The sequence below is a fragment of the Lentzea sp. genome, assembly GCF_036380075.1.
Lineage (GTDB): Bacteria > Actinomycetota > Actinomycetes > Mycobacteriales > Pseudonocardiaceae > Lentzea.
The window spans coordinates 1-20,898 of sequence record NZ_DASVFL010000101.1 but is presented as its reverse complement, the minus strand read 5'-3'; the positions used below and the strand labels follow the sequence as shown (position 1 = coordinate 20,898).

Genomic DNA, 20,898 nt, shown 5'->3' with positions numbered 1-20,898 from the left:
CTAGAGATGGACCACCGGGCACGTCAACGTGCGGGTGATGCCCTCGACGTTCTGGATGCGCGCGACCACGAGCTGGCCGAGCTGGTCGACGGTCTCCGCCTCCGCGCGGACGATCACGTCGTACGGACCGGTGACGTCCTCTGCGGTCGCTACCCCGGCGATCCCGGAAATCTCGGAGGCGACTGCGGCTGCCTTGCCGACCTCGGTCTGGATGAGGATGTATGCATGCACCACGGCGTGCCCCTTCGTCGCGACAGGTTGGGTCGAGGTAGGAACGTGTCACGCAACGTACCCCAGTTGGGGTTCCGAATGCTCAGATTGGGAGGCAACTTTGCGTCCGGAGCCGCCGCGCGACGCGGAGACGGTCGCCGACGTGGGTGAGTTCCACCTCATCCACCGGGTGACGAGCGGTCGGGCGCAACCGGAGACGACCATCCTCGGTCCCGGCGACGACGCGGCCGTCGTCGCCGTCCCGGACGGACGGGTCGTCGCTTCCAAGGACCTGCTGGTCGAGGGTGTCCACTTCAGACTCGACTGGTCCACACCCGAGCAGGTGGGCCGAAAAGCGGCCGCCGTGAACCTCGCGGACGTCGTCGCGATGGGCGCGCTGCCGTCCGCTCTGCTCGTCGGTTTCGCGTGTCCTCCCGACACCCCGGCCGCCGTGGTCGAGGGCATCATGGCGGGCCTGTGGCAGGAGGCGGCGACGGCCGGCGCGGGCATCGTCGGCGGCGACATGGTCAGCTCCGCCACACTGGTGATCTCCATCACCGCGATGGGGGACATGAACGGGCTCGAGCCGGTCACGAGGTCCGGGGCGCTCGTCGGCGACGTCGTCGCGGTCACCGGACGGCTCGGCTGGGCGGCCGCGGGACTGGCCGTGCTCGGCCGCGGGTTCCGCTCGCCGGTGGGCATCGTGAACGCCCAGCGCGCGCCGGAGCCGCCGTACGAGGAGGGTCCCAAGGCCGCCGAGGCGGGTGCCACGTCGATGATCGACATCTCGGACGGGCTGCTGCAGGACCTCGGCCACATCGCGGACATGAGCGGCGTGGCGATCGACGTCCGCACGGAGCTGCTGCCGCTGCACCCGCGCCTGCTCGACGTCGCGTCGGCGCTCGGCGGCGACGCGCGGCACTGGGCGCTGACCGGGGGCGAGGACCACGCGCTCGCGGCGACGTTCGCCGGGCCGAAGGCCGTCCCGCCGAACTGGACCACCATCGGCACCGTCCGCGCGGGTGAAGGTGTCACGGTCGACGGCAGGACGTACGAGAAACCCCCTGGCTGGGAGCACTGGCGGGCGTAGACTTCCTCGACGTGGAACTATGCACGCGAGCGTATGACCATCCAGACTCGGTCAAGATGATCGACGACCTCCAGCAGGTCTACGTCGAACGCTACGGCGGCGTGGACATCACGCCGGTCGACCCGGCGCAGTTCGCCGCGCCGCTCGGCTACTTCGTGATCGGCTACCTCGACGGCGTGCCCGTCGCGTGCGGCGGCTGGCGCGTCAACGACGAGATCGACGACGCGGCCGAGATCAAGCGGATGTACGTCGTCGACTCCGCACGCGGCAGGGGCCTCTCGCGCCAGGTGCTGGCCCACCTGGAGACGACCGCGCGCGAGGCGGGTCTGCGGCGGATGGTGCTGGAGACCGGCGTCCGCCAGCCGGAGGCGATCAGCCTGTACACGACCAGCGGCTACGAGCGGATCGCGAACTTCGGCGTCTACCGCGACGACCCGAACAGCCGGTGCTTCGGGAAGCCGTTGTAAGTTCGGGCGCATGGCCATCTATGCGTTGGGTGACTACACGCCGCAGATTCACCCGGACGCGTACGTGCACCCGGACGCGACGGTGATCGGTGACGTGCGCATCGGCGCTCATTCGTCGGTGTGGCCGCAGGCCGTGCTGCGCGGCGACTACGGCCGCATCGTCATCGACGAGCGCACCTCGGTCCAGGACGGCACGGTCATCCACTGCACCGAGGTCCACCCGGTGCACATCGGATCGTCGTGCGTCATCGGGCACAACGTGCACATCGAGGGCGCGACCGTCGCGGACGAATGCCTCATCGCGTCGGGTTCGGTGGTGCTCAACGGTTCCATCGTGGAAACGGGCGCGATCGTCGGCGCCGGCGCGGTGGTGTCGTTCGACGGCCACGTCCGCGAACGTTCCATGGTTCTCGGAGTTCCCGCCCGCGAACGCACCGGATACGTTGTGCCGGAACAGGCTTGGGCGTTCATCGTCGAGAAATATGTTCAGAACATCGCTTTGTACCGGGAGAAGCTCCGTCGGCTCGATTGAGTGAGATAGGGTTCACAGCCGTGGCTCGTCCCCTCAACGAAGTTGTCGAAGCCGGCTGGGCTGAAGCTCTCGCCCCCGTTGCTGACCAGATCGCCGCCATGGGTGAGTTCCTGCGCGCGGAGGTCGCCGCCGGCCGCACCTACCTGCCCGCGGGCGAGAACGTGCTGCGCGCGTTCCAGCAGCCGTTCCACCAGGTGAAGGTGCTGATCGTCGGCCAGGACCCGTACCCGACGCCCGGCCACGCGGTCGGCCTGTCGTTCTCGGTCGCGCCGGACGTCCGTCCCATTCCGAAGTCGCTCATCAACATCTACAAGGAGTACGCCGAGGACCTCGGCTACCCGATTCCCTCGAACGGCGACCTGACCCCGTGGTCGGAACGCGGTGTGCTGCTGCTCAACAGGGCGCTCACCGTGCAGCCGGGCAAGGCGAACTCCCACCAGGGCAAGGGCTGGGAAGCGGTGACCGAGCAGGCCATCAAGGCGCTGGCGGCCCGCGACGCACCTCTCGTCTCGATCCTGTGGGGCCGCAACGCGCGCAACCTGCGCCCGTTGCTGCAGCCGTTGCCCGCCATCGAGTCCGCGCACCCGTCGCCGCTTTCCGCGCACTCCGGGTTCTTCGGTTCGAAGCCGTTCAGCAAGGCGAACGAGCTGCTGGAGAAGCAGGGCGCGGAGCCGATCGACTGGAAGCTCCCGTAGTTGCCCCGGCACGACGTGATCTGACGCTGACGGCCGCGGGTGCGGCCGTCAGCGAGTTCGGCAACGCGTTGTCGTTGCTCGTCCTGCTCTTCTGGGCCACGCCGATCAGCCCGCTGCTCGTCGCCGCCGTCCTGGTCGCCGAGCTGCTGCCGCTCGTCCTCGGCGCCCCTCTCGCCGGCGTGCTCGTCGACCGGCTGCCCAACCGCCGGCTGCTGATCACCGCCCTGCTGTTCCAGGGCGCCGCGATCGCGGCCATCGCGCCGTTGATGGGCCGGCCCGTGTTCGTGGTGGCGCTGGTGCTGCTCTCGGGCTGCGGCCGCGCGGTCGCCCAGCCCTGCATCTCCGCTCTCGTGCCGCACATCGCGGGCGAGGAGCAGGCGACGCGCGGGTACGCGTGGCTCAGCACAGGGCGCAGTCTCGGCAGCATGGCGGGCGTCACCGGTGGCGCGGTGCTCGCCGGGGTCTTCGGCCACCCCGCCGCGTTGCTCGTCGACGGCGGCACGTTCCTCGCCTACGCGGCTCTGCTGGCCTTCGTGCGCACCGAACGCCGGCCTTCCGGCACCCACGAGGCGCGTCCCAGCGCGCTCGCGGGCATCCGGCACGTGCGGCAGGACGCCGTGCTGTTCGCGGCGATCGCCGGGCTGGCCTTCTGCGTCGGCGCGGTCGTGGTGATCAACGTCGCCGACCCCGCGTTCGTCCGGTACGTGCTGCACGGCGACGAGCTCGTGCTCGGTGCGATGCAGGCGTGCTGGATGACCGGGATCCTGATCGGCAACCGGCTCGCCGCGCGGCTGGAGACGGTCTCCGGGGTGGCACACGCGATCGCCGTCGCCGCGGTCACCACCGGGATCGGGGTGCTGGTCCCGGCGACGTTCCCATTCATCGTCCCCGCGGGCATCGGCTGGGTCATCGGTGGCGTGTCGAACGGCGTCCACAACGTCGCCCTGAACGCCGTCGTGCGGATGCGCACGCCCGAGGAGATGCGCGGACGCGCGTTCGCCGCGGTCGGGTCGATGGTGGTCGGGGCGAACCTGCTCGGCACGGCCGCCGCCGGCGGGTTGCTGCTGGCGGTGGAGCCGCGGACGGTGTTCGCGCTCGGCGGCACCGGGGCGGTGCTCAGCGGCTCGGCCTGCCTGGCGTTCGTGCGCAGGGCCCTGAAACGCGAAGAGAGCCCGGCCGGAGCCGGACTCTCTTCGAACTGAAAACGATCTGTGGCGGTGATCAGCCGCGCACGACCTTGCCGGCCTTCAGGCAGGACGTGCACACGTTGATCCGCTGGCGCTGCGAGGCCGAGACCTTCGCGCGCACGGACTGGATGTTCGGGTTCCAGCGGCGGTTCGTCTTCCGCTGGGAGTGCGAAACCGAATGGCCGAAGCCCGGCCCCTTGCCACAGACGTCGCACACGGCAGCCACGTCAGCCACTCCTTCAGGTTCCTCAAGCGGTGTGTCTCGCGTCCCGGTGGGCGCGCAAGCGTGCACAAGCCTCAACCGGGCACGGCAACCCAGTCAGGGTAGCCGGTGGCCTCACCGCCGACCAAACCGGGTGGATACTCTCGCCGCCATGCAGGTCATGGATGCGGTCGCGGTGCGCAGGTGGGCGGACGCCTGCGTGCGCTCGCTGGACGCCCACCGTGAGTCGATCGACCAGATCAACGTCTTCCCCGTCCCGGACGGCGACACGGGCACCAACCTGCTGCACACCATGCAGTCGGCCCTCGACGCGCTGCTGCGCTCGCCCATGTCGACGGTCGGGGACGCGCTGTCGGCGCTGGCCCGCGGCGCGCTGTCCGGGGCCCGCGGCAACTCCGGGGTGATCCTGTCGCAGGTGCTCAGGGGTCTCGCGGAAACCGTCCAGGAGGTGTCGCTGGTCACCGGCTCGGCGCTGCGCAAGGGCCTGCACCGCGCCGACGAGCTGGCGACGGCGGCGGTCTCCAAGCCCGTTCCCGGCACCGTGCTGTCGGTGCTGCACGCCGCGTCGGAGGCCGCCCGCGACTGCGACTCCGACGAGCTCGACGCCGTCGTGACGGCGGCCTCCCGGGCCGGTGCCGTGGCGTTGGCGGACACGCCCCGCCAGCTCGCCGTGCTGGCCAAGGCGGGGGTCGTCGACGCCGGCGGACGCGGGCTCGTTGTGTTGTTGGACACACTGGCCGCGGTGATCACCGGCCAGGCCGTGGAGACCCCGGTGGACGCGCCGTTGCTGCTGCCGCGCACGCCCGAGTCGTTGACGACCGAGCGCGAGGGCGGTTCCTCGGAGTTCGAGTACGAGGTCATGTACCTGATCGACGGCACCTCGGAGGAGGCCGTCGGCGAGCTGCGCGCGTCGTTGAACCTGCTGGGCGACTGCGTGTCGGTGGTCGGCGACGGCGCGTCGTTGTGGACCGTGCACGTGCACTGCAACGACATCGGCGCGGCCGTCGAGGCGGGCGTGCGCGCGGGGCGTCCGCACCGGATCACGGTGGCGCGCTTCGCCGACCAGATCGCCGCGCAGGCCTCCCGTTTCGTGCGCGACCGCGCCATCGTCGTGGTCGTGAGCGGTGCCGTGGACCTGTTCCGCGCGGAAGGCGCCACGGTGTTCGACCTCGCTTCTTCTTCGGCGACGCCCACGGACCTGTTGGCCGCCATCGTGTCGACGCGCGCGCGTCACGTCGCCGTGCTGCCCGGTGACCCGGACATCCGTGAGGCGCTTGAGGAAGCCGTGGCATACGCACAGGCCGCAGGGCAGGACGTGGTGGTGGTGCCGACGCTTTCGCCCGTGCAGGCCCTCGCGGCGTTGGCGGTGCACGACACGTCTCGTCGCGCCGGTGACGACGTTGTCGCGATGGCGGAGGCCGCCGCAGCCACGCGCCGGGGCGAGGTCTCGCTCGCGGCCGACGAGGCGATGACGTGGGTCGGCCGCTGCCAGCCGGGCGACCTGCTGGGCATGCTGGACGGCGAGGTCGTGCTGATCGAGCCCGGTCCCGCGGCGCCCGAGCCGGTGATGGACCTGGCGTGCCGGCTGGTCGACCGCATGCTCGCGGGCGGCGGGGAGCTCGTCACCGTGATCCTGGGCGCGGACAGCCCCGGCGGTCTGGTCGACGTGCTCGAGGACCACCTGCGGGTCACCCATCCGGAGGTGGAGGTGACGGCATATCCGGGCGGACAGCCGGACGCCGTCATCTTTGTCGGTGTCGAGTAGTTCAATGGGACGCGATGATCTCCTTCGACGACAAGCTGCAGCCGTTGCTCGGCAAGAAGACCGCCGACGCACTGGAGACCGGCCTCGGCCTCACGACGGTCGGTGACCTGCTGCGCCACTACCCGCGCCGCTACGACGAGCGCGGGAAGCTGACCGACATCAGGTCACTGGAAATCGACGAGCACGTGACGGTGCAGGCCGAGGTCCGCAAGTGCCAGAAGCGCCAGATGAAGGCGCGCCGCGGCCAGATGACCGAGGCCGTGATCACCGACGGCACCTCCGAGCTGCACCTGGTGTTCTTCGGCAAGGTGGCGTTCGTCGCCGAGCAGGAGCTGCTGCCGGGCACGCGCGCCCTGTTCGCCGGCAAGGTCGGCCGCTACCGGCAGAACCTCCAGCTGGTGCACCCGGCGTTCGAGATCCTCACCCCGGAGCAGGACGGCTCGTCGTTCCTCCAGGCGTTCCTGCCCGTCTACCCGGCGTCGCAGCACATCAACACCTGGAACATCGCCAACTGCGTCAAGCAGCTGCTGGAGATCTGGGACGGCCCGGGAGAAGACCCGCTGCCCGCCGACTTCCGCGCCGAGCAGGGCCTGATCGGCCTGGAGGACGCTCTGCGGTCGATCCACCGGCCGGACAGCTGGGCGCAGATCGCCGTGGCGCAGCAGCGGCTGAAGTGGGACGAGGCGCTGGCCGTCCAGCTCACGCTCGCACAGCGCCGCAAGGCCTCCACCGCCCGCCCGGCGCCTTCGTGCACCCGCAAGTCCGGCGGGATCCTCGACGCGTTCGACGCGCGGCTGCCGTTCACGCTGACCAAGGGCCAGGTGGAGGTGGGCGACCAGATCGCCATCGACCTGGAGTCCGTGATCCCGATGAACCGCCTCCTGCAAGGAGAGGTGGGGTCGGGGAAGGCGCAACCGCTCGACTCGCTGGTGCTGACGCCCGGCGGCTTCGTCCGCATGGGTGACGTTCACGCCGGTGACGAGGTGATCGCGGCGAACGGCGAGGTCACCGTCGTGACCGGGGTCTTTCCCCAAGGAGAGCGGGACGTCTACCGCGTCGTGCTGTCGGACGGTCGCAGCGTGGAGTCCGATCTCGAGCACCTGTGGGCCGTGAACACCACTGTCCGCAGAGACCGGGGGAACCCGCTCAAGGTGTTGACGCTACGGGAGATCCGAGACGATCTCACCAGCGCCAACGGAGCGTCCAAGTGGCACCTGCCCGTGGTGACGGCCCCTGAGCTGGACTGCCTGGACGAGCGTCCGCTGGATCCCTACCTGCTCGGACTGCTGATCGGCGACGGGTCGCTCCTGAACGGGCGTGTCATGTTCACCAGCGCCGACCCGGAACTGCTCGTGGAGCTCATGGCAGCTCTTCCGCGGGGAGCCCACCTGGCCAAGACCCCGTCCGCGAACAAGTACGACTGGTTCGTCCTGGGCTGCCGCAGGGGCACGAACCCGGTGCTCCAGTCCCTTCGGGACCTCGGCGTGTACGGGCATCGTGCCAAGGACAAGTTCCTGCCGGAGAACTACCTCGTCGCGCCCGTGAAGATGCGTCACGCGCTTCTCCAGGGCCTGCTCGACACCGACGGCACCATCAACAGCAAGCAGGGGTCCAACGTCACCTTCCTCTCGGCTTCGCCGCGACTCGCCGACCAGGTCGCCTGGCTGGCCGAGTCGCTGGGCGGGACCGGGAGAGTCCGTCCCATCACCAAGACGGGCAACACGTACCACCTGGTCAGCCTTCGCCTGCCGAACGAGTTCCCGCCGTTCCGGCTGACGCGGAAGGCCGAGCTGGTCAAGGAGCGCACCAAGTACGAGAAGCCGGTACGCGCGATCCGCGCCGTCGAGTTCATCGGCCGGAAACCGGTGCAGTGCATTTCGGTCGCACATCCGGACCAGCTCTACGTCACCGATCACTTCGTGGTCACCCACAACACCATGGTCGCGTTGCGGGCGATGCTCCAAGCCGTCGACGCAGGCCGTCAGTCCGCCATGCTCGCCCCCACGGAAGTCCTTGCGGCACAGCACGCCCGCTCGCTCGCGGAGATGCTCGGCGACCTCGCGCAGGCCGGTCAGCTCGGCGGCGCGGAGAACGCCACGCGCGTCACGTTGCTGACGGGCTCGATGAACACGGCCCAGCGGCGCCAGGCGCTGCTCGACATCGTGACCGGCGAGGCCGGCATCGTCGTCGGCACGCACGCGATCATCCAGGAGAAGGTCGAGTTCCACTCGCTCGGACTGGTGGTCGTCGACGAGCAGCACCGCTTCGGCGTGGAGCAGCGCGCCGCCCTCTCGGCCCGCGGCGAGCGGGAGAACCCGCACGTCCTGGTCATGACGGCGACCCCGATCCCGCGCACCGTGGCCATGACGGTCTACGGCGACCTGGAGGTCTCGGCCCTGCGCGAGCTGCCGGGCGGCCGTTCGCCGATCAAGACCTCGGTGGTGCCCGTGCGCGAGAAGCCGGCGTGGCTCGACCGCGCGTTCGCCCGTGTGCGCGAGGAGGTCGCGGCCGGCCACCAGGCGTACTTCGTGTGCCCGCGCATCGGCGACGAGGAGCCCGCGAAGTCCGACGACGAGGACAAGCGCCCGGCCCTGTCGGTGGTCGACGTGGCCACCATGCTGGCCCAGGGCCCGTTGCGCGGCCTGCGCATCGAGATCCTGCACGGCCGCATGCCGCCCGACGAGAAGGACGCGGTGATGCGCGCCTTCGCCGCCAACGAGGTCCAGGTGCTCGTGGCCACCACGGTCATCGAGGTGGGCGTCAACGTCCCGAACGCCACGGTCATGGCGATCATGGACGCCGACCGCTTCGGCGTCTCGCAGCTGCACCAGCTGCGCGGCCGCGTGGGCCGCGGCAGCGCGCCGGGCCTGTGCCTGCTGGTGACGGAGATGCCCGAGATGACGGCGACCATGGAACGCCTGCGCGCCGTCGAGTCCACTCTGGACGGCTTCGAGCTCGCCCAGCTCGACCTGGAGCTGCGCCGCGAGGGCGACATCCTCGGCGCGGCCCAGTCGGGCCGCCGCTCGGCGCTGAAGATGCTCTCGCTGCTGCGCGACGAGGACATCATCGCCGACGCGCGGGTGGCCGCCCAGCAGGTCGTGGACGCCGACCCGGACCTGGTGGAGCACCCCGGCCTGGCGGGGATGGTGGCGACGCTGCTGACGGCGGAGCGGGCGGACTTCCTGGAGAAGGGCTAGGGGACCGGGCGCTGCCGGCGGAACGGAGGCCGGTGGCGCCGGCCCGTCACCCCCCCGAACGAAGAACGGCGGCGGGCGCCTGAGCGCACCGCCGCCGTTCCCGTTCTCGAAGATCAGTCCTTCTGCCGGGGCTTCGGCAGCTGCTCGGTCTTCTGCTCGCCGTTCGAAGCCGCGCCGTTCGACGCTCCACCCGCCGGAGCAGGCTCCTCGTCGTCCTCCCCGGACCCGTCCTCCGCCGGCTTCAGCACCGACATGGCCGCCTCCACAGCGGCCTGCACCGCGTGGAACTGCGAGGCCAGGTTGTCGTGCGCCGACCGCAGCGACGCCTCCTTCTCGGCAGCGGCGGCGGCGCGCTGGTCCGACTCGGCCACGGCGGCGGCCGTGCGTTCCTCGGCCTCGCGGACCAGGGCCGACGTGCGGGCCTCGGCGTCGCGGACCAGTGCCGTGGACTTCTCGTCGGCCGCCGCGACGGTGGCCTCCGCCTTGTCGGCCGCTTCGCGCAGCGTCGTCGCCGCCTTCTCCTCCGCCGCCTTGACCAGGGCCGTGGCGGACGCGGTGGCGTCGGCGGTGGTCTTCTCGGCCTTGGCCAGCGACTCGGCCTCCAGCTCGGCGAGGACCTTCTCGGCCTCGGCCTTCTTGGCGGCGAGCTCGCCCTCGAGCTTGCTCAGCACGGCCACGCGCTTGGCCTCGGCCTCGGAGCCGATGCGGTCGGCCTCGGAGCGCGCGTCGGCCAGCACCTTCTGGTGCTCGGCGGTCAGCTTCGCCTTGAGGCCGTCGTACTCCTTGTCCAGCTCGTCGTGGTACGCCTTGTACTTCTGGTCGAGCTCGACGCGGCGGGCGTCCAGGTCGGCCGACTTCTGCTCGAAGTCCGCCTTGGTCCGCTCGCCCTCGGCGCGCACCTCGGCGACCAGGGCCTGGTGCTCGTTGGCGAGCTTCGTGCGCATCGCCTCGAACTCGGCCTCGAGCTCGGCGCGGCGGCCGGCGAACTGCTGGTCGAGCTCGGCGTTGCGCTGCTGGTAGGTGACCTCGAGCTGCTTGCGGCGGGCCTCGGTCTCGGCGAGCAGGCGCTGGTGGGCCTCGCGCTGGTCCGCCGCCCACTTCTCGGCCTCGCCGCGGGTGGCGGCGGCCTTGTCGAGGGCGTCCTTGCGGATGTCCGCGATCTCTTCCTCGGCCAGGCTCATCATCACGCGCACGCGTTCGGTGACGTTCGACGCGCTCACGGGACTGTTGGCCAGGTTGTGGAGCTGCGCCTTGGTCTTGTCGAGGTCGGCGCGCATGGAGTTCAAGAGCTTCGTCAGCTCCGCCACCTGTGCTGCGGCCGCGTCGCGGGAGCGGTTCGAGTTCTTGAGGTCGAACTCCAGACGGGTGACTCGTTCGTTCACCTGTCGCTGGTTGTAACCACGGAGGACAACGTCGAAATGCGGTGTGCGGGCAGTAGGCTGCCCGGCTCCATCAGCCCCGGCCATATGGCTCACCCTACCGATTTGGTGACCAAGATCGTCACACGATCCGGTTAAACCCACTACCGGATGGAGTCTGACTGGGTGGTGGCGCTGGACAAAGCGCCCACCACGCGGGAAACGCCGTCAGCAAGACCGATCAGGATGACACCCATCACGTGGGACAGTTCTCCCACCAGGCAAGAGCTGCACGGTAACGTGCCGAAACTGACCGTCGAGTGACTACGGGAGGGCTACGGATGTTCCGCAAGGTTCTTGTCGCCAACCGCGGCGAGATCGCGATTCGCGCGTTCCGAGCCGCCTACGAACTGGGCGCGGGAACGGTCGCCGTCTTCCCTCACGAGGACCGGAACTCGCTGCACCGCCTGAAGGCGGACGAGGCGTACGAGATCGGTGAGCCCGGACATCCCGTCCGCGCCTACCTCTCCGTCGAGGAGATCATCAAGGCCGCCCGCAAGGCGGGGGCCGACGCCATCTACCCCGGCTACGGGTTCCTCTCCGAGAACCCGGACCTGGCGATGGCGTGCCGGGAGGCGGGTCTCACGTTCATCGGCCCGGTGGCCGAGGTGCTGGAGCTGACGGGCAACAAGGCGCGCGCCATCGCCGCCGCCCGCGAGGCCGGGCTGCCGGTGCTGGAGTCGAGCGCGCCGTCGTCGGACGTCGAGGAGCTGCTCGAGGCGTCGAAGACGATGCGCTTCCCGGTGTTCGTGAAGGCCGTCGCCGGTGGTGGCGGTCGCGGCATGCGCAAGGTCGACGAACCGGCCGCGCTGCGCGAGGCGCTGGAGGCGGCGTCGCGCGAGGCCGAGTCGGCGTTCGGCGACCCGACGGTGTTCCTCGAACAGGCCGTGGTCGAGCCGCGCCACATCGAGGTGCAGATCCTCGCCGACGGTCAGGGCAACGTGATCCACCTCTTCGAGCGCGACTGCTCCGTGCAGCGGCGCCACCAGAAGGTCATCGAGATCGCGCCCGCGCCGAACCTCGACCCGCAGCTGCGCGACCGCATCTGCGCCGACGCGGTCAAGTTCGCGAGGCACATCGGCTACCGCAACGCCGGCACCGTGGAGTTCCTGCTCGACCCCGAGGGCCACTACGTCTTCATCGAGATGAACCCGCGCATCCAGGTCGAGCACACGGTCACGGAAGAGGTGACCGACGTCGACCTGGTGCAGTCGCAGATGCGCATCGCCTCGGGCGAGACGCTGGAGGACCTGGGCCTGTCCCAGGACACCGTCCAGCTGCGCGGCGCGGCGCTGCAGTGCCGCATCACGACGGAGGACCCGGCCAACGGGTTCCGCCCGGACACCGGGATGATCAGCGCCTACCGCTCGCCGGGTGGGTCCGGCATCCGCCTCGACGGCGGCACGGCGGGCGCCGGCATGGCGATCAGCCCCCACTTCGACTCGATGCTCGTGAAGCTCACGTGCCGCGGCCGCAACTTCGGTCTCGCCGTCGCCCGCGCGCGCCGGGCGATCGCGGAGTTCCGCATCCGCGGCGTGTCCACGAACATCCCGTTCATCCAGGCCGTGCTCGACGACCCGGACTTCTACGAGGGCCGCGTCACCACGTCGTTCATCGAGAAGCGCCCGCACCTGCTGACGGCGCGCCACTCGGCCGACCGCGGCACGCGCCTGCTGACCTACCTCGCGGACGTCACGGTCAACCACCCCAACGGCGCGCGCCCGACCTCGGTCGACCCGCGCGAGAAGCTGCCGTTCGCCGACCTGAACGCCGAACCGCTCGCGGGTTCCAGGCAGAAGCTCACCGAGCTCGGCCCCGAGGGCTTCGCGCGGTGGCTGCGCGAGAGCAAGGCCGTCGGCGTCACGGACACGACGTTCCGCGACGCCCACCAGTCGCTGCTCGCGACCAGGGTGCGCACCAAGGACCTGCTCGCCGTCGCGCCGCACGTCGCGCGCCTGACGCCCGAGCTGCTGTCGCTGGAGTGCTGGGGCGGCGCGACCTACGACGTGGCGCTGCGGTTCCTCGCCGAGGACCCGTGGGAGCGGCTCGCCGCGCTGCGCGAGGCCGTGCCGAACATCAACCTCCAGATGCTGCTGCGCGGCCGCAACACGGTCGGCTACACGCCGTACCCGGAGGCGGTCACCAAGGCGTTCGTGGAGGAGGCGACGAGCACCGGCATCGACATCTTCCGGATCTTCGACGCCCTCAACGACGTCGAGCAGATGCGCCCGGCGATCGAGGCCGTGCGCGAGACCGGGACGGCGGTCGCCGAGGTCGCGCTCTGCTACACCAGCGACCTGTCCAACCCGGACGAGCGTCTGTACACACTGGACTACTACCTCAAGCTGGCCGAGCAGATCGTCGGCGCCGGCGCGCACGTGCTGTGCGTGAAGGACATGGCCGGCCTGCTGCGGGCTCCGGCCGCGTCGCGCCTGATCACGGCGTTGCGCAAGGAGTTCGACCTCCCCGTCCACCTGCACACCCACGACACCGCGGGCGGCCAGCTGGCCACCTACCTCGCGGCGATCCAGGCGGGCGTGGACGCGATCGACGGCGCCACCGCGTCGATGGCGGGCACGACGTCGCAGCCGCCGCTGTCGTCGATCGTGGCGCTCACCGACCACACCGAGCACTCCACGGGCCTGAACCTGCAGAACGTCTGCGACCTCGAGCCCTACTGGGAGGCCGTGCGCAAGATCTACGCGCCGTTCGAGTCCGGCATCCCCGGCCCGACCGGCCGCGTCTACCACCACGAGATCCCCGGTGGTCAGCTGTCGAACCTGCGCACCCAGGCCGTGGCACTGGGCCTGGGCGACAAGTTCGAGGAGATCGAGTCGATGTACGCGGCCGCCGACCGCATGCTCGGCCACCTGGTGAAGGTGACGCCGTCGTCCAAGGTCGTCGGCGACCTCGCCCTGCACCTCGTGGGCGCGGGCGTGGCACCGAAGGAGTTCGAGGAGAACCCCGGCAAGTACGACATCCCGGCGTCGGTGATCGGCTTCCTGCACGGCGAGCTGGGCGACCCGCCCGGCGGCTGGCCGGAGCCGTTCCGCAGCAAGGCCCTGGAGGGCCGCCCCGCGCCCAAGCGCGTCGAGGAGCTGTCCGAGGAGGACGAGGCCGGGCTGGCCGGCGACCGCAGGGCGACGCTGAACAGGCTGCTGTTCCCCGCGCCCACCAAGGAGTTCCGCGCGCACCGCGACGCCTACGGCGACACGTCGGTGTTGCGCTCCAAGGACTTCTTCTACGGCCTGCGCCCCGGCGAGGAGTACTCCGTCGACCTGGAGCCGGGCGTCCGGCTGCTGATCGGCCTGGAGGCGATCTCCGAGGCCGACGCGCGCGGCATCCGCACGGTCATGGCGACCCTGAACGGCCAGCTGCGGCCGATCCAGGTCCGCGACCGCTCGGTGGCCGCGGACGTCCCGGCCGCGGAGAAGGCCGACCGGGGCAACCCGAACCACGTCGCCGCGCCGTTCGCCGGTGTGGTCACGCCCGCGGTGGAGGAGGGCGGACGGGTCGAGGCCGGCCAGACCGTCGCCACCATCGAGGCCATGAAGATGGAGGCCGCGATCACCGCGCCGAAGTCCGGTGTGGTGCAACGGCTCGCCGTGCGGGGCGCGCAGCAGGTCGAGGGCGGCGACCTCCTGATCGTCCTGGAGTGATTTTCTTCGCGTGACGTGCGGGGCCCGGTGATGTCACCGGGCCCCGTTTCGCGCTGCGGGTGGCGAGGAACTCCACGACGATTCCGTGCGTTGCACCGGGCACGGGGTCAGGGAGAGGGAATTCGCGATGAAGAAGGCGTTGGCCGGCCTGCTCGGACTGGCGGGCGTGGCGTGGGCGTTGAGGGACCTGCCGCGGCAGCTGGGAGGCAAGCCGGACCCGGTCAGGATGGCGCGGTCGCCGCGCTACCGCGACGGGAAGTTCCACAACGAGAAGAAGGTCAGCTCCACTCCCGACCGCGAGGCGTTCTCGGTGCGGGACTTCGTCTTCGGCGGAGAGGACCGCAAGCCGTCGGTCGCCGTGCCGCTGGTCGGACCGGCCGCGCCGGTGTCCTCCGGGCTGCACGTCACCTGGTACGGCCACGCCTCCGCGTTGATCGAGATCGACGGCGCCGCGGTGCTCGTCGATCCCGTGTGGAGCGACCGGGTCTCGCCTTCCTCTTTCGCCGGACCGAAGCGTTTGCATCCGGTTCCGCATCAATTGTCTGATTTGCCGACTTTGAGTGCCGTCGTGATTTCCCACGACCACTACGACCACCTCGACATGGCCACGGTGCAGGAACTCACGCGCACCACTTCCGCCGTGTTCGTGGTGCCGCTGGGAATCGGCGCGCACCTCGCGAAGTGGGACGTGCCGGCGGACCGGGTCGTCGAGCTCGACTGGGACGAGTCGCACTCCGTCGACGGGTTCACGCTCACCTGCACCGCGGCGCAGCACTTCTCCGGCCGGTCGGTGCAGCGCGACGTGACGCTGTGGGCGTCCTGGGTGGTCAAGCGCGGGTCGCGGTCGGTGTTCTACAGCGGCGACACCGGCTACTTCGCCGGGTACCGGAGGATCGGCGCGGAGCACGGGCCGTTCGACGCGGTGCTGATGCAGGTCGGTGCCTACGGCGACGCCTGGCCGGACATCCACATGACGCCGGAGGACGGCGTCCGCGCGTTCGACGACCTCGGCGGCGGGCTGCTGATCCCGGTGCACTGGGCCACCTTCAACCTCGCCCTGCACCCCTGGGGCGAGCCGATCGACCGGGTCTGGCGCGAGGTGAAGGCCAGGGGGATGAAGCTGGCGGTGCCCAGGCCGGGCGAACGGGTCGACGTGGACGCCCCCGGCGACGTCGACGGCTGGTGGCAGGCGCTCGCCTGACGGCGGGGTCTCCGGCGGCCGCCGTCCGCGAGCCGCCTGGGACGATGTCCCGGTGACACGAATCGTTGCCGGGACCGCGGGAGGCCGCAGGCTCAAGGTGCCGCCCAAGGGCACCAGGCCCACCTCCGAGCGGGTCAGGGAGGCCCTGTTCAGCTCCCTCGAGACGGTGGTCGACCTCGACGGCGCCCTGGTGCTGGACCTGTACGCCGGGTCGGGCGCGCTCGGGTTCGAGGCGTTGAGCCGCGGCGCCGGGCACGCGACGTTCGTCGAGTCGGACAAGCGGGCCTCGGACGTGCTCAGGTCCAACGCCCGCGAGCTCGGGTTCGGCAACGTGGCGGTGGTCAACCGCACGGCCGAGGCGTACGTCCTGGCAGAGGGGGAGAAGTTCGACGTCGTGTTCGCAGACCCGCCCTACGCGGTGGGGGACGACGAGCTCGCCAAGGTGCTGCGGGGGATCGTGCCCAGGCTCACGGCCGACGCGGTCCTGATCGTGGAACGTGCTTCGCGAAGTGGCGAACCGGCGTGGCCGGAAGAAGTGGAATCCTTGCGCGCCAAGCGTTACGGGGACACCGCCGTGTACTGGGGGCAGGTGCGTTCCGATGGGTGACGAGAACCACGGACTCGCCTGGAGGCGTCCGATCGGGTGCTAACGTCCGCTTCATGACACGTGCCGTGTACCCCGGCTCCTACGACCCGGTAACCAACGGTCACCTGGACATCATCGGGAGAGCCGCGCACCTGTTCGACGAGGTCGTCGTCGCCGTGCTCATCAACAAGAACAAGCGCACCTTGTTCGACGTCGAGGAGCGGCAGGAGATGCTGCGCGAGGTCACCTCCCAGTGGGAGAACGTGCGGGTCGACTCCTGGCACGGGCTGCTCGTCGACTACTGCCGCGAGAACAACATCAAGGCCATCGTGAAGGGCCTGCGCGCGGTCAGCGACTACGACTACGAGCTGCAGATGGCGCAGATGAACCACCAGCTCACCGGGGTCGACACGCTGTTCATGCAGGCCAGCCCGCAGTACTCGTTCCTGGCGTCGTCGCTGGTCAAGGAGGTCGCGACGTACGGAGGGGACGTGTCGACGCTGCTGCCAGCCTCGATCGAGCAGCGGTTGCAGCAGCGCCTCGCCGAGAAGCGTTAAAGGGTCAGCTTCATCCCCACGTGCGACGCGGTGAAGCCCAGCCGCTCGTAGAAGCGGTGCGCGTCCACGCGGGACGCGTCCGTGGTCAGCTGGACGACGCCGCAGCCGCGCGCCCGCGCCTCGTCGACCGCCCAGCCGATCATCCGCGCGCCCAGGCCGTTGCCGCGCTGGTCCGAGCGCACCCGCACCGCCTCGATCGTGGCGCGGGTCATGCCGAGGCGCGACAGGCCGGACGTGAACGTCAGCTGGAGCGTGCCCACGACCTCGCCGGACTCGTCCTCCGCGACGGCCAGGTGCTGGTGCGGGTCGGCGTCGATGACCGCGAACGCCTCCAGGTAGGCCGGGTCGCCCGGCCGCTCGCGCGTGGCGCCCAGCGGGTCGTCCGCCAGCATCGCGACGATCGCGTCGACGTCGGTGACCGCCGCTTTTCTGATCTTCATGGTTCCCCCGGGTGGATGAGGGGAAATCCTGACACGCCCTGCCGATCTCCCTCTTTCGGGGAGAGCGGCAGGGCACACTGGGTGGTGGGGATCCACAGGGGTTAGGGAGTGAGACGTGTACCGGGTGTTCGAGGCGCTCGACGAGCTCGTCACGATCGTCGAGGAAGCGCGCGGAGTGCCGATGACCTCGGGTTGCGTGGTGCCGCGCGGTGACGTGCTCGAACTGCTCGACGACGTGCGCGACGCCATCCCGGCCGAGCTCGACGACGCGCAGGACGTGCTGGACCACCGCGACGAGGTCGTGGGCAAGGCCCAGCACGAGGCCGAGTCCGGCGTGTCGAAGGCGCGCGCCGACGCCGACCGCATGCTCGCGGAGGCGCAGGCCGAGGCCGAGGCGATGCTGTCCGACGCCCGTGCCCGCGCCGAGCGGATGATCGCGGAGGCGGAGGACCAGGCGGAGCGCACGGTGGCCGCCGGCCGTCAGGAGTACGACGACCTGGTGGGCCGCTCGCACGCCGAGGCCGAGCGGATGATCCAGGCGGGCCGCGCCAACTACGAGCGCGCCACCGAGGACGGCCGCGCCGAGCAGGCCCGGCTCGTCAACGAGCAGGAGGTCGTCCGGGCGGCGCACGCCGAGTCGGCCCGCATCCTCGACTCCGCCCAGAGCGAGGCCATCCGGCTGCGGTCGGAGTGCGACGCCTACGTCGACGGCAAGCTCGCCGACTTCGAGGACCTCCTCGCGCACACCCTCCGGTCCGTCGGCAAGGGCCGTTCGCACCTGCGCGGACCGGCCGTGGCGGGGGCCGCGGCGCCGTTCGACTACGGCGCCTAGTACGGTCTGCTGCGAAACAGCTGGGTCCGGGACGCCTGATCGTGTGATTCGCGCTACGTCGGACAGGTGCGATCACCTGCCGATTTCACGTGCGAGGCGGTCGTCCCGTACCCTGGAACGGCTGGACGTGGTAGGTCCCCGCCGGCAACCAATCTGATCATGACTGAGCATCGTCACGCGTCCACGCGTCCCACAGCATCCGGTCCCTGGGTCATCGACACCAGGGACATCGGCCGTCGCGCCGGGTCGAGCCGACCCCTCGTCAGGTCGGTCCCCGCGGCAGGTGTGGGGCTCCTCGGCGTGATCGCGGTGCCAGAAGGTGGTGAGGTTGAGCTCGACCTCCTGATCGAGTCGGTCGTGGAGGGCGTGCTCGTGTCGGGGACGGCGTTCGCCAAGGTCGAAGGTGAGTGCGCCAGGTGCCTCGAACCCATCAGCGATGAGGTCGAGGTCCGGATCACGGAGCTTTACGCGTGGCCGGACAGCACCACGGACGAGACCACTGAGGAAGACGAGGTCAGTCGGATCGAAAACGATCTGATCGACCTCGAGCCTGTGGTGCGGGACGCCATCGTCCTCGCGCTGCCGCAGGCGCCGCTCTGCGAGCCGGACTGCAAGGGGCTTTGCTCCGAGTGTGGTGGCAGGTGGGCGGAGCTCGGGCCCGACCACGGGCATGAGACGATCGACCCTCGTTGGGCCGCGTTGCATGAGCGGTTCAGCGATGACAACAACGAGGAGAAGTAGTCGTGGCCGTCCCGAAGCGGAAGATGTCGCGCTCGAACACCCGTGCGCGCCGTTCCCAGTGGAAGACGTCTGCCGTGCACCTGGTGGCGTGCCAGAACAAGGCCTGCCGTCAGCCGAAGCCGCAGCACGTCGCCTGCCCGGCCTGTGGTCAGTACGCTGGCCGCCAGGTCGCCCAGCCGGCCTGATCTCCTCGGTAACGCAGTGGGGGGAAAGCCACCGCGCGCTCCGCAAGGTGACCGCGCGACCTTGTCCGCAGCGCTCGGCGTCGAGTTGGACGCCGAGCTGCTCGGGCTTTCGCTCACCCACCGGTCGTACGCGTACGAGAACGGCGGGCTACCGCCGAACGAGCGTCTCGAGTTCCTGGGAGACGCCGTGCTGGGGCTGGTCGTCACCGACCACCTCTACCGCACCCATCCCGACCTGCCGGAAGGGCAGCTCGCCAAGCTCCGCGCCAGCGTGGTCAACATGCACGCACTGGCCGGCGTGGCGCGCGACCTCGGGCCGGGCGGACTGGGCGCACACCTGCTGCTCGGTCGCGGCGAAGAGCTGACCGGCGGCAGGGACAAGGCGAGCATCCTCGCCGACGGCCTCGAGGCCGTCATCGGTGCGGTGTACCTGCAGTTCGGTATCGATACCGCACGGACGTTCGTTCACCGGCTGTTCGATCCACTCTTGGCCAAAGCTCCGCTTCTGGGTGCTGGACTGGACTGGAAGACAAGCCTGCAGGAGCTCACCGCTCAAGCCAGTCTCGGCGTCCCGGAGTACCGCGTGGACGACCAGGGGCCGGACCACCGCAAGGAGTTCACCGCCACGGTGCTCGTCGGTGGCCAGCCCTACGGCAAGGGTGATGGGCGCACCAAGAAGGAAGCCGAGCAGAAAGCCGCTGAAGCGGCTTATCATGTTCTGTCGGAACGGGTCAAGGCCGAGCAGGAGTCGGCCAAGGCCACCAACGGACAGAACGGCGCCTCGGTGACGCCAGGGACCCTCCCATCCGAGGAAGACTGAGACACGCAATGTATGCGACCAGGAACCGCACGAACCGCCGCACCCGCACCGTCCGCGGGCCGGTGAACACCTCCCGCAGCGGAGGCATCCAGGGACTTGTGCTGGTCAGGGACACGAGCCGCGCGGGTGTGTGGGTGCTCAAGCCCACCAAGCCGCAGGCCGCCGTGATCGAGGCGCAGCCCGTCGACGAGGGCAAGTCCGAAGCCTGACGTGCCCGAACTCCCAGAGGTCGAGGTGGTTCGCCTCGGCCTCGAAGCCCACGTCGCCGGCCGGGTCATCTCCTCGGTTGAGGTGTTGCACCCCAGGGCCATCCGCCGGCACGACCTGGGTGAACTGGACTTCTGCGCACGCCTGGCGGGCCAGCCCATGGCCGCCGCCAGGCGTCGCGGCAAGTACCTCTGGGTCGAACTGGCCGACAAAGCCGCCATGCTCGCGCACCTGGGCATGAGCGGCCAAATGCTCGTGCAGCCCTCGTCAGCTCCTGACGAGAAGCACCTGCGCGTCCGCTTCACCTTCGCCGACGGTGGGCCTGAGCTCCGCTTCGTGGACCAGCGCACCTTCGGCGGTTTGGCGTTGGCCGAACTGGTCGAGGTCGACGGCACCCTGGTGCCCGACTCGGTCGCGCACATCGCCCGCGACCCGATGGATCCTCTCTTCTCCCGTGATGCTGCCGTGCGCGCGTTGCGCCTGCGTCACACGGAGATCAAGCGCGCCCTGCTGGACCAGACGCTCGTGTCCGGCATCGGCAACATCTACGCCGACGAGGCGCTCTGGCGCGCCCGGCTGCACGGCACCCGGATGACGGACAAGCTGTCGCGCCCGAAGGCCGCCGAGGTGCTCGACCACGCCACCGACGTGATGCGCGAGGCGCTCGGTCAGGGCGGCACGTCGTTCGACGCGCTGTACGTCAACATCAACGGGCAGTCCGGGTACTTCGATCGGTCCCTGAACGCGTATGGGCAGGAGAACCGGCCCTGCAAGCGGTGCGGCGCCGCGATGATCCGCGAGCCGTTCATGAACCGCTCCTCGTTCTCGTGCCCCCGGTGCCAGCCGCGCCCCAGGGTCTGACGCTTCTCGTCACCTCGCAGTCCGG

20 protein-coding genes and 2 pseudogenes are annotated in these 20,898 nt (G+C 70.2%); 18 read left to right on the top strand and 4 right to left on the bottom strand.

From position 1 onward, the window contains the following. Complete coding sequence (locus VF330_RS12405) at positions 1-234, bottom strand: Lrp/AsnC ligand binding domain-containing protein (RefSeq protein WP_030467939.1); 234 nt, start codon at positions 232-234, stop codon at positions 1-3. 97 nt (positions 235-331) lie between these two features. Here VF330_RS12405 and VF330_RS12400 point away from each other — a divergent pair, with 97 nt between their 5' ends. From VF330_RS12400 to VF330_RS12380, 5 genes are read left to right on the top strand one after another with little or no spacing between them, the layout of a single operon-like run. Next, positions 332-1,300 carry a thiamine-phosphate kinase gene (locus VF330_RS12400; protein ID WP_330851694.1) on the top strand — a complete coding sequence of 323 codons (969 nt, stop codon included), beginning with the start codon at positions 332-334 and terminating at the stop codon, positions 1,298-1,300. A 56-nt stretch (positions 1,301-1,356) separates the two neighbouring features. After that, entirely contained in the window at positions 1,357-1,767 is a 411-nt protein-coding gene (locus VF330_RS12395) for a GNAT family N-acetyltransferase (RefSeq protein WP_330851693.1), read from the top strand. Positions 1,768-1,777: 10 nt separating this feature from the next. Next, positions 1,778-2,299: a gamma carbonic anhydrase family protein gene (locus VF330_RS12390; RefSeq protein WP_330851692.1), complete on the top strand. Its 522-nt coding sequence runs from the start codon at positions 1,778-1,780 to the stop codon at positions 2,297-2,299. 20 nt (positions 2,300-2,319) lie between these two features. Further along, on the top strand, positions 2,320-2,994 hold the full coding sequence (locus VF330_RS12385; RefSeq protein WP_330851691.1) for a uracil-DNA glycosylase: 675 nt from the start codon (positions 2,320-2,322) through the stop codon (positions 2,992-2,994). After that, complete coding sequence (locus VF330_RS12380) at positions 2,979-4,196, top strand: MFS transporter (RefSeq protein ID WP_330851707.1); 1,218 nt, start codon at positions 2,979-2,981, stop codon at positions 4,194-4,196. The genes VF330_RS12385 and VF330_RS12380 overlap by 16 nt, the downstream gene beginning before the upstream one ends. A gap of 19 nt (positions 4,197-4,215) precedes the next feature. Here the strand turns inward: VF330_RS12380 and rpmB are convergent, their stop codons facing one another. Continuing rightward, on the bottom strand, positions 4,216-4,407 hold the full coding sequence (rpmB, locus tag VF330_RS12375) for a 50S ribosomal protein L28 (protein WP_030467945.1): 192 nt from the start codon (positions 4,405-4,407) through the stop codon (positions 4,216-4,218). 148 nt (positions 4,408-4,555) lie between these two features. Between rpmB and VF330_RS12370 the strand changes: the two genes are divergently transcribed. The 3 genes and pseudogenes from VF330_RS12370 to VF330_RS12360 all read left to right on the top strand — a co-directional run. After that, positions 4,556-6,169 (top strand): DAK2 domain-containing protein, encoded by a 1,614-nt coding sequence (locus VF330_RS12370; protein ID WP_330851690.1) that lies wholly within the window; start codon positions 4,556-4,558, stop codon positions 6,167-6,169. Between the two features lie 14 nt (positions 6,170-6,183). Continuing rightward, positions 6,184-6,681 (top strand): annotated as a pseudogene (locus VF330_RS12365) (OB-fold nucleic acid binding domain-containing protein); the annotation flags it as partial. A gap of 1,020 nt (positions 6,682-7,701) precedes the next feature. Further along, positions 7,702-9,366: pseudogene (locus VF330_RS12360) on the top strand (helicase-related protein); the annotation flags it as partial. Positions 9,367-9,479: 113 nt separating this feature from the next. On the opposite strand, the gene VF330_RS12355 reads toward VF330_RS12360, so the two are convergent. Continuing rightward, on the bottom strand, positions 9,480-10,748 hold the full coding sequence (locus VF330_RS12355; RefSeq protein WP_330851689.1) for a hypothetical protein: 1,269 nt from the start codon (positions 10,746-10,748) through the stop codon (positions 9,480-9,482). A 317-nt stretch (positions 10,749-11,065) separates the two neighbouring features. On the opposite strand from VF330_RS12355, the gene VF330_RS12350 reads away from it, so the two are divergent. The 4 genes from VF330_RS12350 (at position 11,066) to coaD (ending at position 16,787) form a co-directional block, all read left to right on the top strand. Next, the gene (locus VF330_RS12350) at positions 11,066-14,443 is read left to right on the top strand and encodes a pyruvate carboxylase (protein WP_330851688.1); all 3,378 of its coding nucleotides are present in this window, start codon (positions 11,066-11,068) and stop codon (positions 14,441-14,443) included. A 127-nt stretch (positions 14,444-14,570) separates the two neighbouring features. Beyond that, positions 14,571-15,644 (top strand): MBL fold metallo-hydrolase, encoded by a 1,074-nt coding sequence (locus VF330_RS12345; protein ID WP_330851687.1) that lies wholly within the window; start codon positions 14,571-14,573, stop codon positions 15,642-15,644. 52 nt (positions 15,645-15,696) lie between these two features. Next, positions 15,697-16,251, top strand: coding sequence for a 16S rRNA (guanine(966)-N(2))-methyltransferase RsmD (rsmD, locus tag VF330_RS12340; RefSeq protein WP_330851686.1), 555 nt, complete (start codon positions 15,697-15,699; stop codon positions 16,249-16,251). A gap of 53 nt (positions 16,252-16,304) precedes the next feature. Beyond that, positions 16,305-16,787 (top strand): pantetheine-phosphate adenylyltransferase, encoded by a 483-nt coding sequence (gene coaD / locus VF330_RS12335; RefSeq protein WP_330851685.1) that lies wholly within the window; start codon positions 16,305-16,307, stop codon positions 16,785-16,787. On the opposite strand, the gene VF330_RS12330 is transcribed toward coaD, so the two are convergent. Further along, positions 16,784-17,227, bottom strand: coding sequence for a GNAT family N-acetyltransferase (locus VF330_RS12330; protein ID WP_330851684.1), 444 nt, complete (start codon positions 17,225-17,227; stop codon positions 16,784-16,786). The two genes, coaD and VF330_RS12330, sit on opposite strands and share 4 nt — an antisense overlap. A 115-nt stretch (positions 17,228-17,342) precedes the next feature. Between VF330_RS12330 and VF330_RS12325 the strand changes: the two genes are divergently transcribed. The 6 genes from VF330_RS12325 (at position 17,343) to mutM (ending at position 20,873) form a co-directional block, all read left to right on the top strand. Next, positions 17,343-18,059 (top strand): DivIVA domain-containing protein, encoded by a 717-nt coding sequence (locus VF330_RS12325; RefSeq protein ID WP_330851683.1) that lies wholly within the window; start codon positions 17,343-17,345, stop codon positions 18,057-18,059. A 159-nt stretch (positions 18,060-18,218) separates the two neighbouring features. Beyond that, complete coding sequence (locus VF330_RS12320; protein ID WP_330851706.1) at positions 18,219-18,800, top strand: YceD family protein; 582 nt, start codon at positions 18,219-18,221, stop codon at positions 18,798-18,800. A gap of 2 nt (positions 18,801-18,802) precedes the next feature. Beyond that, the gene (rpmF, locus tag VF330_RS12315; protein ID WP_065916643.1) at positions 18,803-18,985 is read left to right on the top strand and encodes a 50S ribosomal protein L32; all 183 of its coding nucleotides are present in this window, start codon (positions 18,803-18,805) and stop codon (positions 18,983-18,985) included. A gap of 16 nt (positions 18,986-19,001) precedes the next feature. Beyond that, positions 19,002-19,805 carry a ribonuclease III gene (gene rnc / locus VF330_RS12310; RefSeq protein WP_330851681.1) on the top strand — a complete coding sequence of 268 codons (804 nt, stop codon included), beginning with the start codon at positions 19,002-19,004 and terminating at the stop codon, positions 19,803-19,805. Between the two features lie 8 nt (positions 19,806-19,813). After that, positions 19,814-20,014: a hypothetical protein gene (locus VF330_RS12305; RefSeq protein ID WP_030467960.1), complete on the top strand. Its 201-nt coding sequence runs from the start codon at positions 19,814-19,816 to the stop codon at positions 20,012-20,014. A gap of 1 nt (position 20,015) precedes the next feature. Next, positions 20,016-20,873, top strand: a complete 858-nt coding sequence (gene mutM / locus VF330_RS12300; RefSeq protein WP_330851680.1) for a bifunctional DNA-formamidopyrimidine glycosylase/DNA-(apurinic or apyrimidinic site) lyase — start codon at positions 20,016-20,018, stop codon at positions 20,871-20,873. Positions 20,874-20,898 lie beyond the last annotated feature (25 nt).

Bases quoted from the DNA above. Each gene is read 5' to 3' on its own strand.
- VF330_RS12395 (WP_330851693.1), top strand. From the start codon at position 1,357: ATGATCGACGACCTCCAGCAGGTCTACGTCGAACGCTACGGCGGCGTG.
- VF330_RS12390 (WP_330851692.1), top strand. From the start codon at position 1,778: ATGGCCATCTATGCGTTGGGTGACTACACGCCGCAGATTCACCCGGAC.
- VF330_RS12370 (WP_330851690.1), top strand. From the start codon at position 4,556: ATGCAGGTCATGGATGCGGTCGCGGTGCGCAGGTGGGCGGACGCCTGC.
- VF330_RS12350 (WP_330851688.1), top strand. From the start codon at position 11,066: ATGTTCCGCAAGGTTCTTGTCGCCAACCGCGGCGAGATCGCGATTCGC.
- VF330_RS12345 (WP_330851687.1), top strand. From the start codon at position 14,571: ATGAAGAAGGCGTTGGCCGGCCTGCTCGGACTGGCGGGCGTGGCGTGG.
- coaD (WP_330851685.1), top strand. From the start codon at position 16,305: ATGACACGTGCCGTGTACCCCGGCTCCTACGACCCGGTAACCAACGGT.
- VF330_RS12330 (WP_330851684.1), bottom strand. From the start codon at position 17,227: ATGAAGATCAGAAAAGCGGCGGTCACCGACGTCGACGCGATCGTCGCG.
- VF330_RS12320 (WP_330851706.1), top strand. From the start codon at position 18,219: ATGACTGAGCATCGTCACGCGTCCACGCGTCCCACAGCATCCGGTCCC.
- VF330_RS12305 (WP_030467960.1), top strand. From the start codon at position 19,814: ATGTATGCGACCAGGAACCGCACGAACCGCCGCACCCGCACCGTCCGC.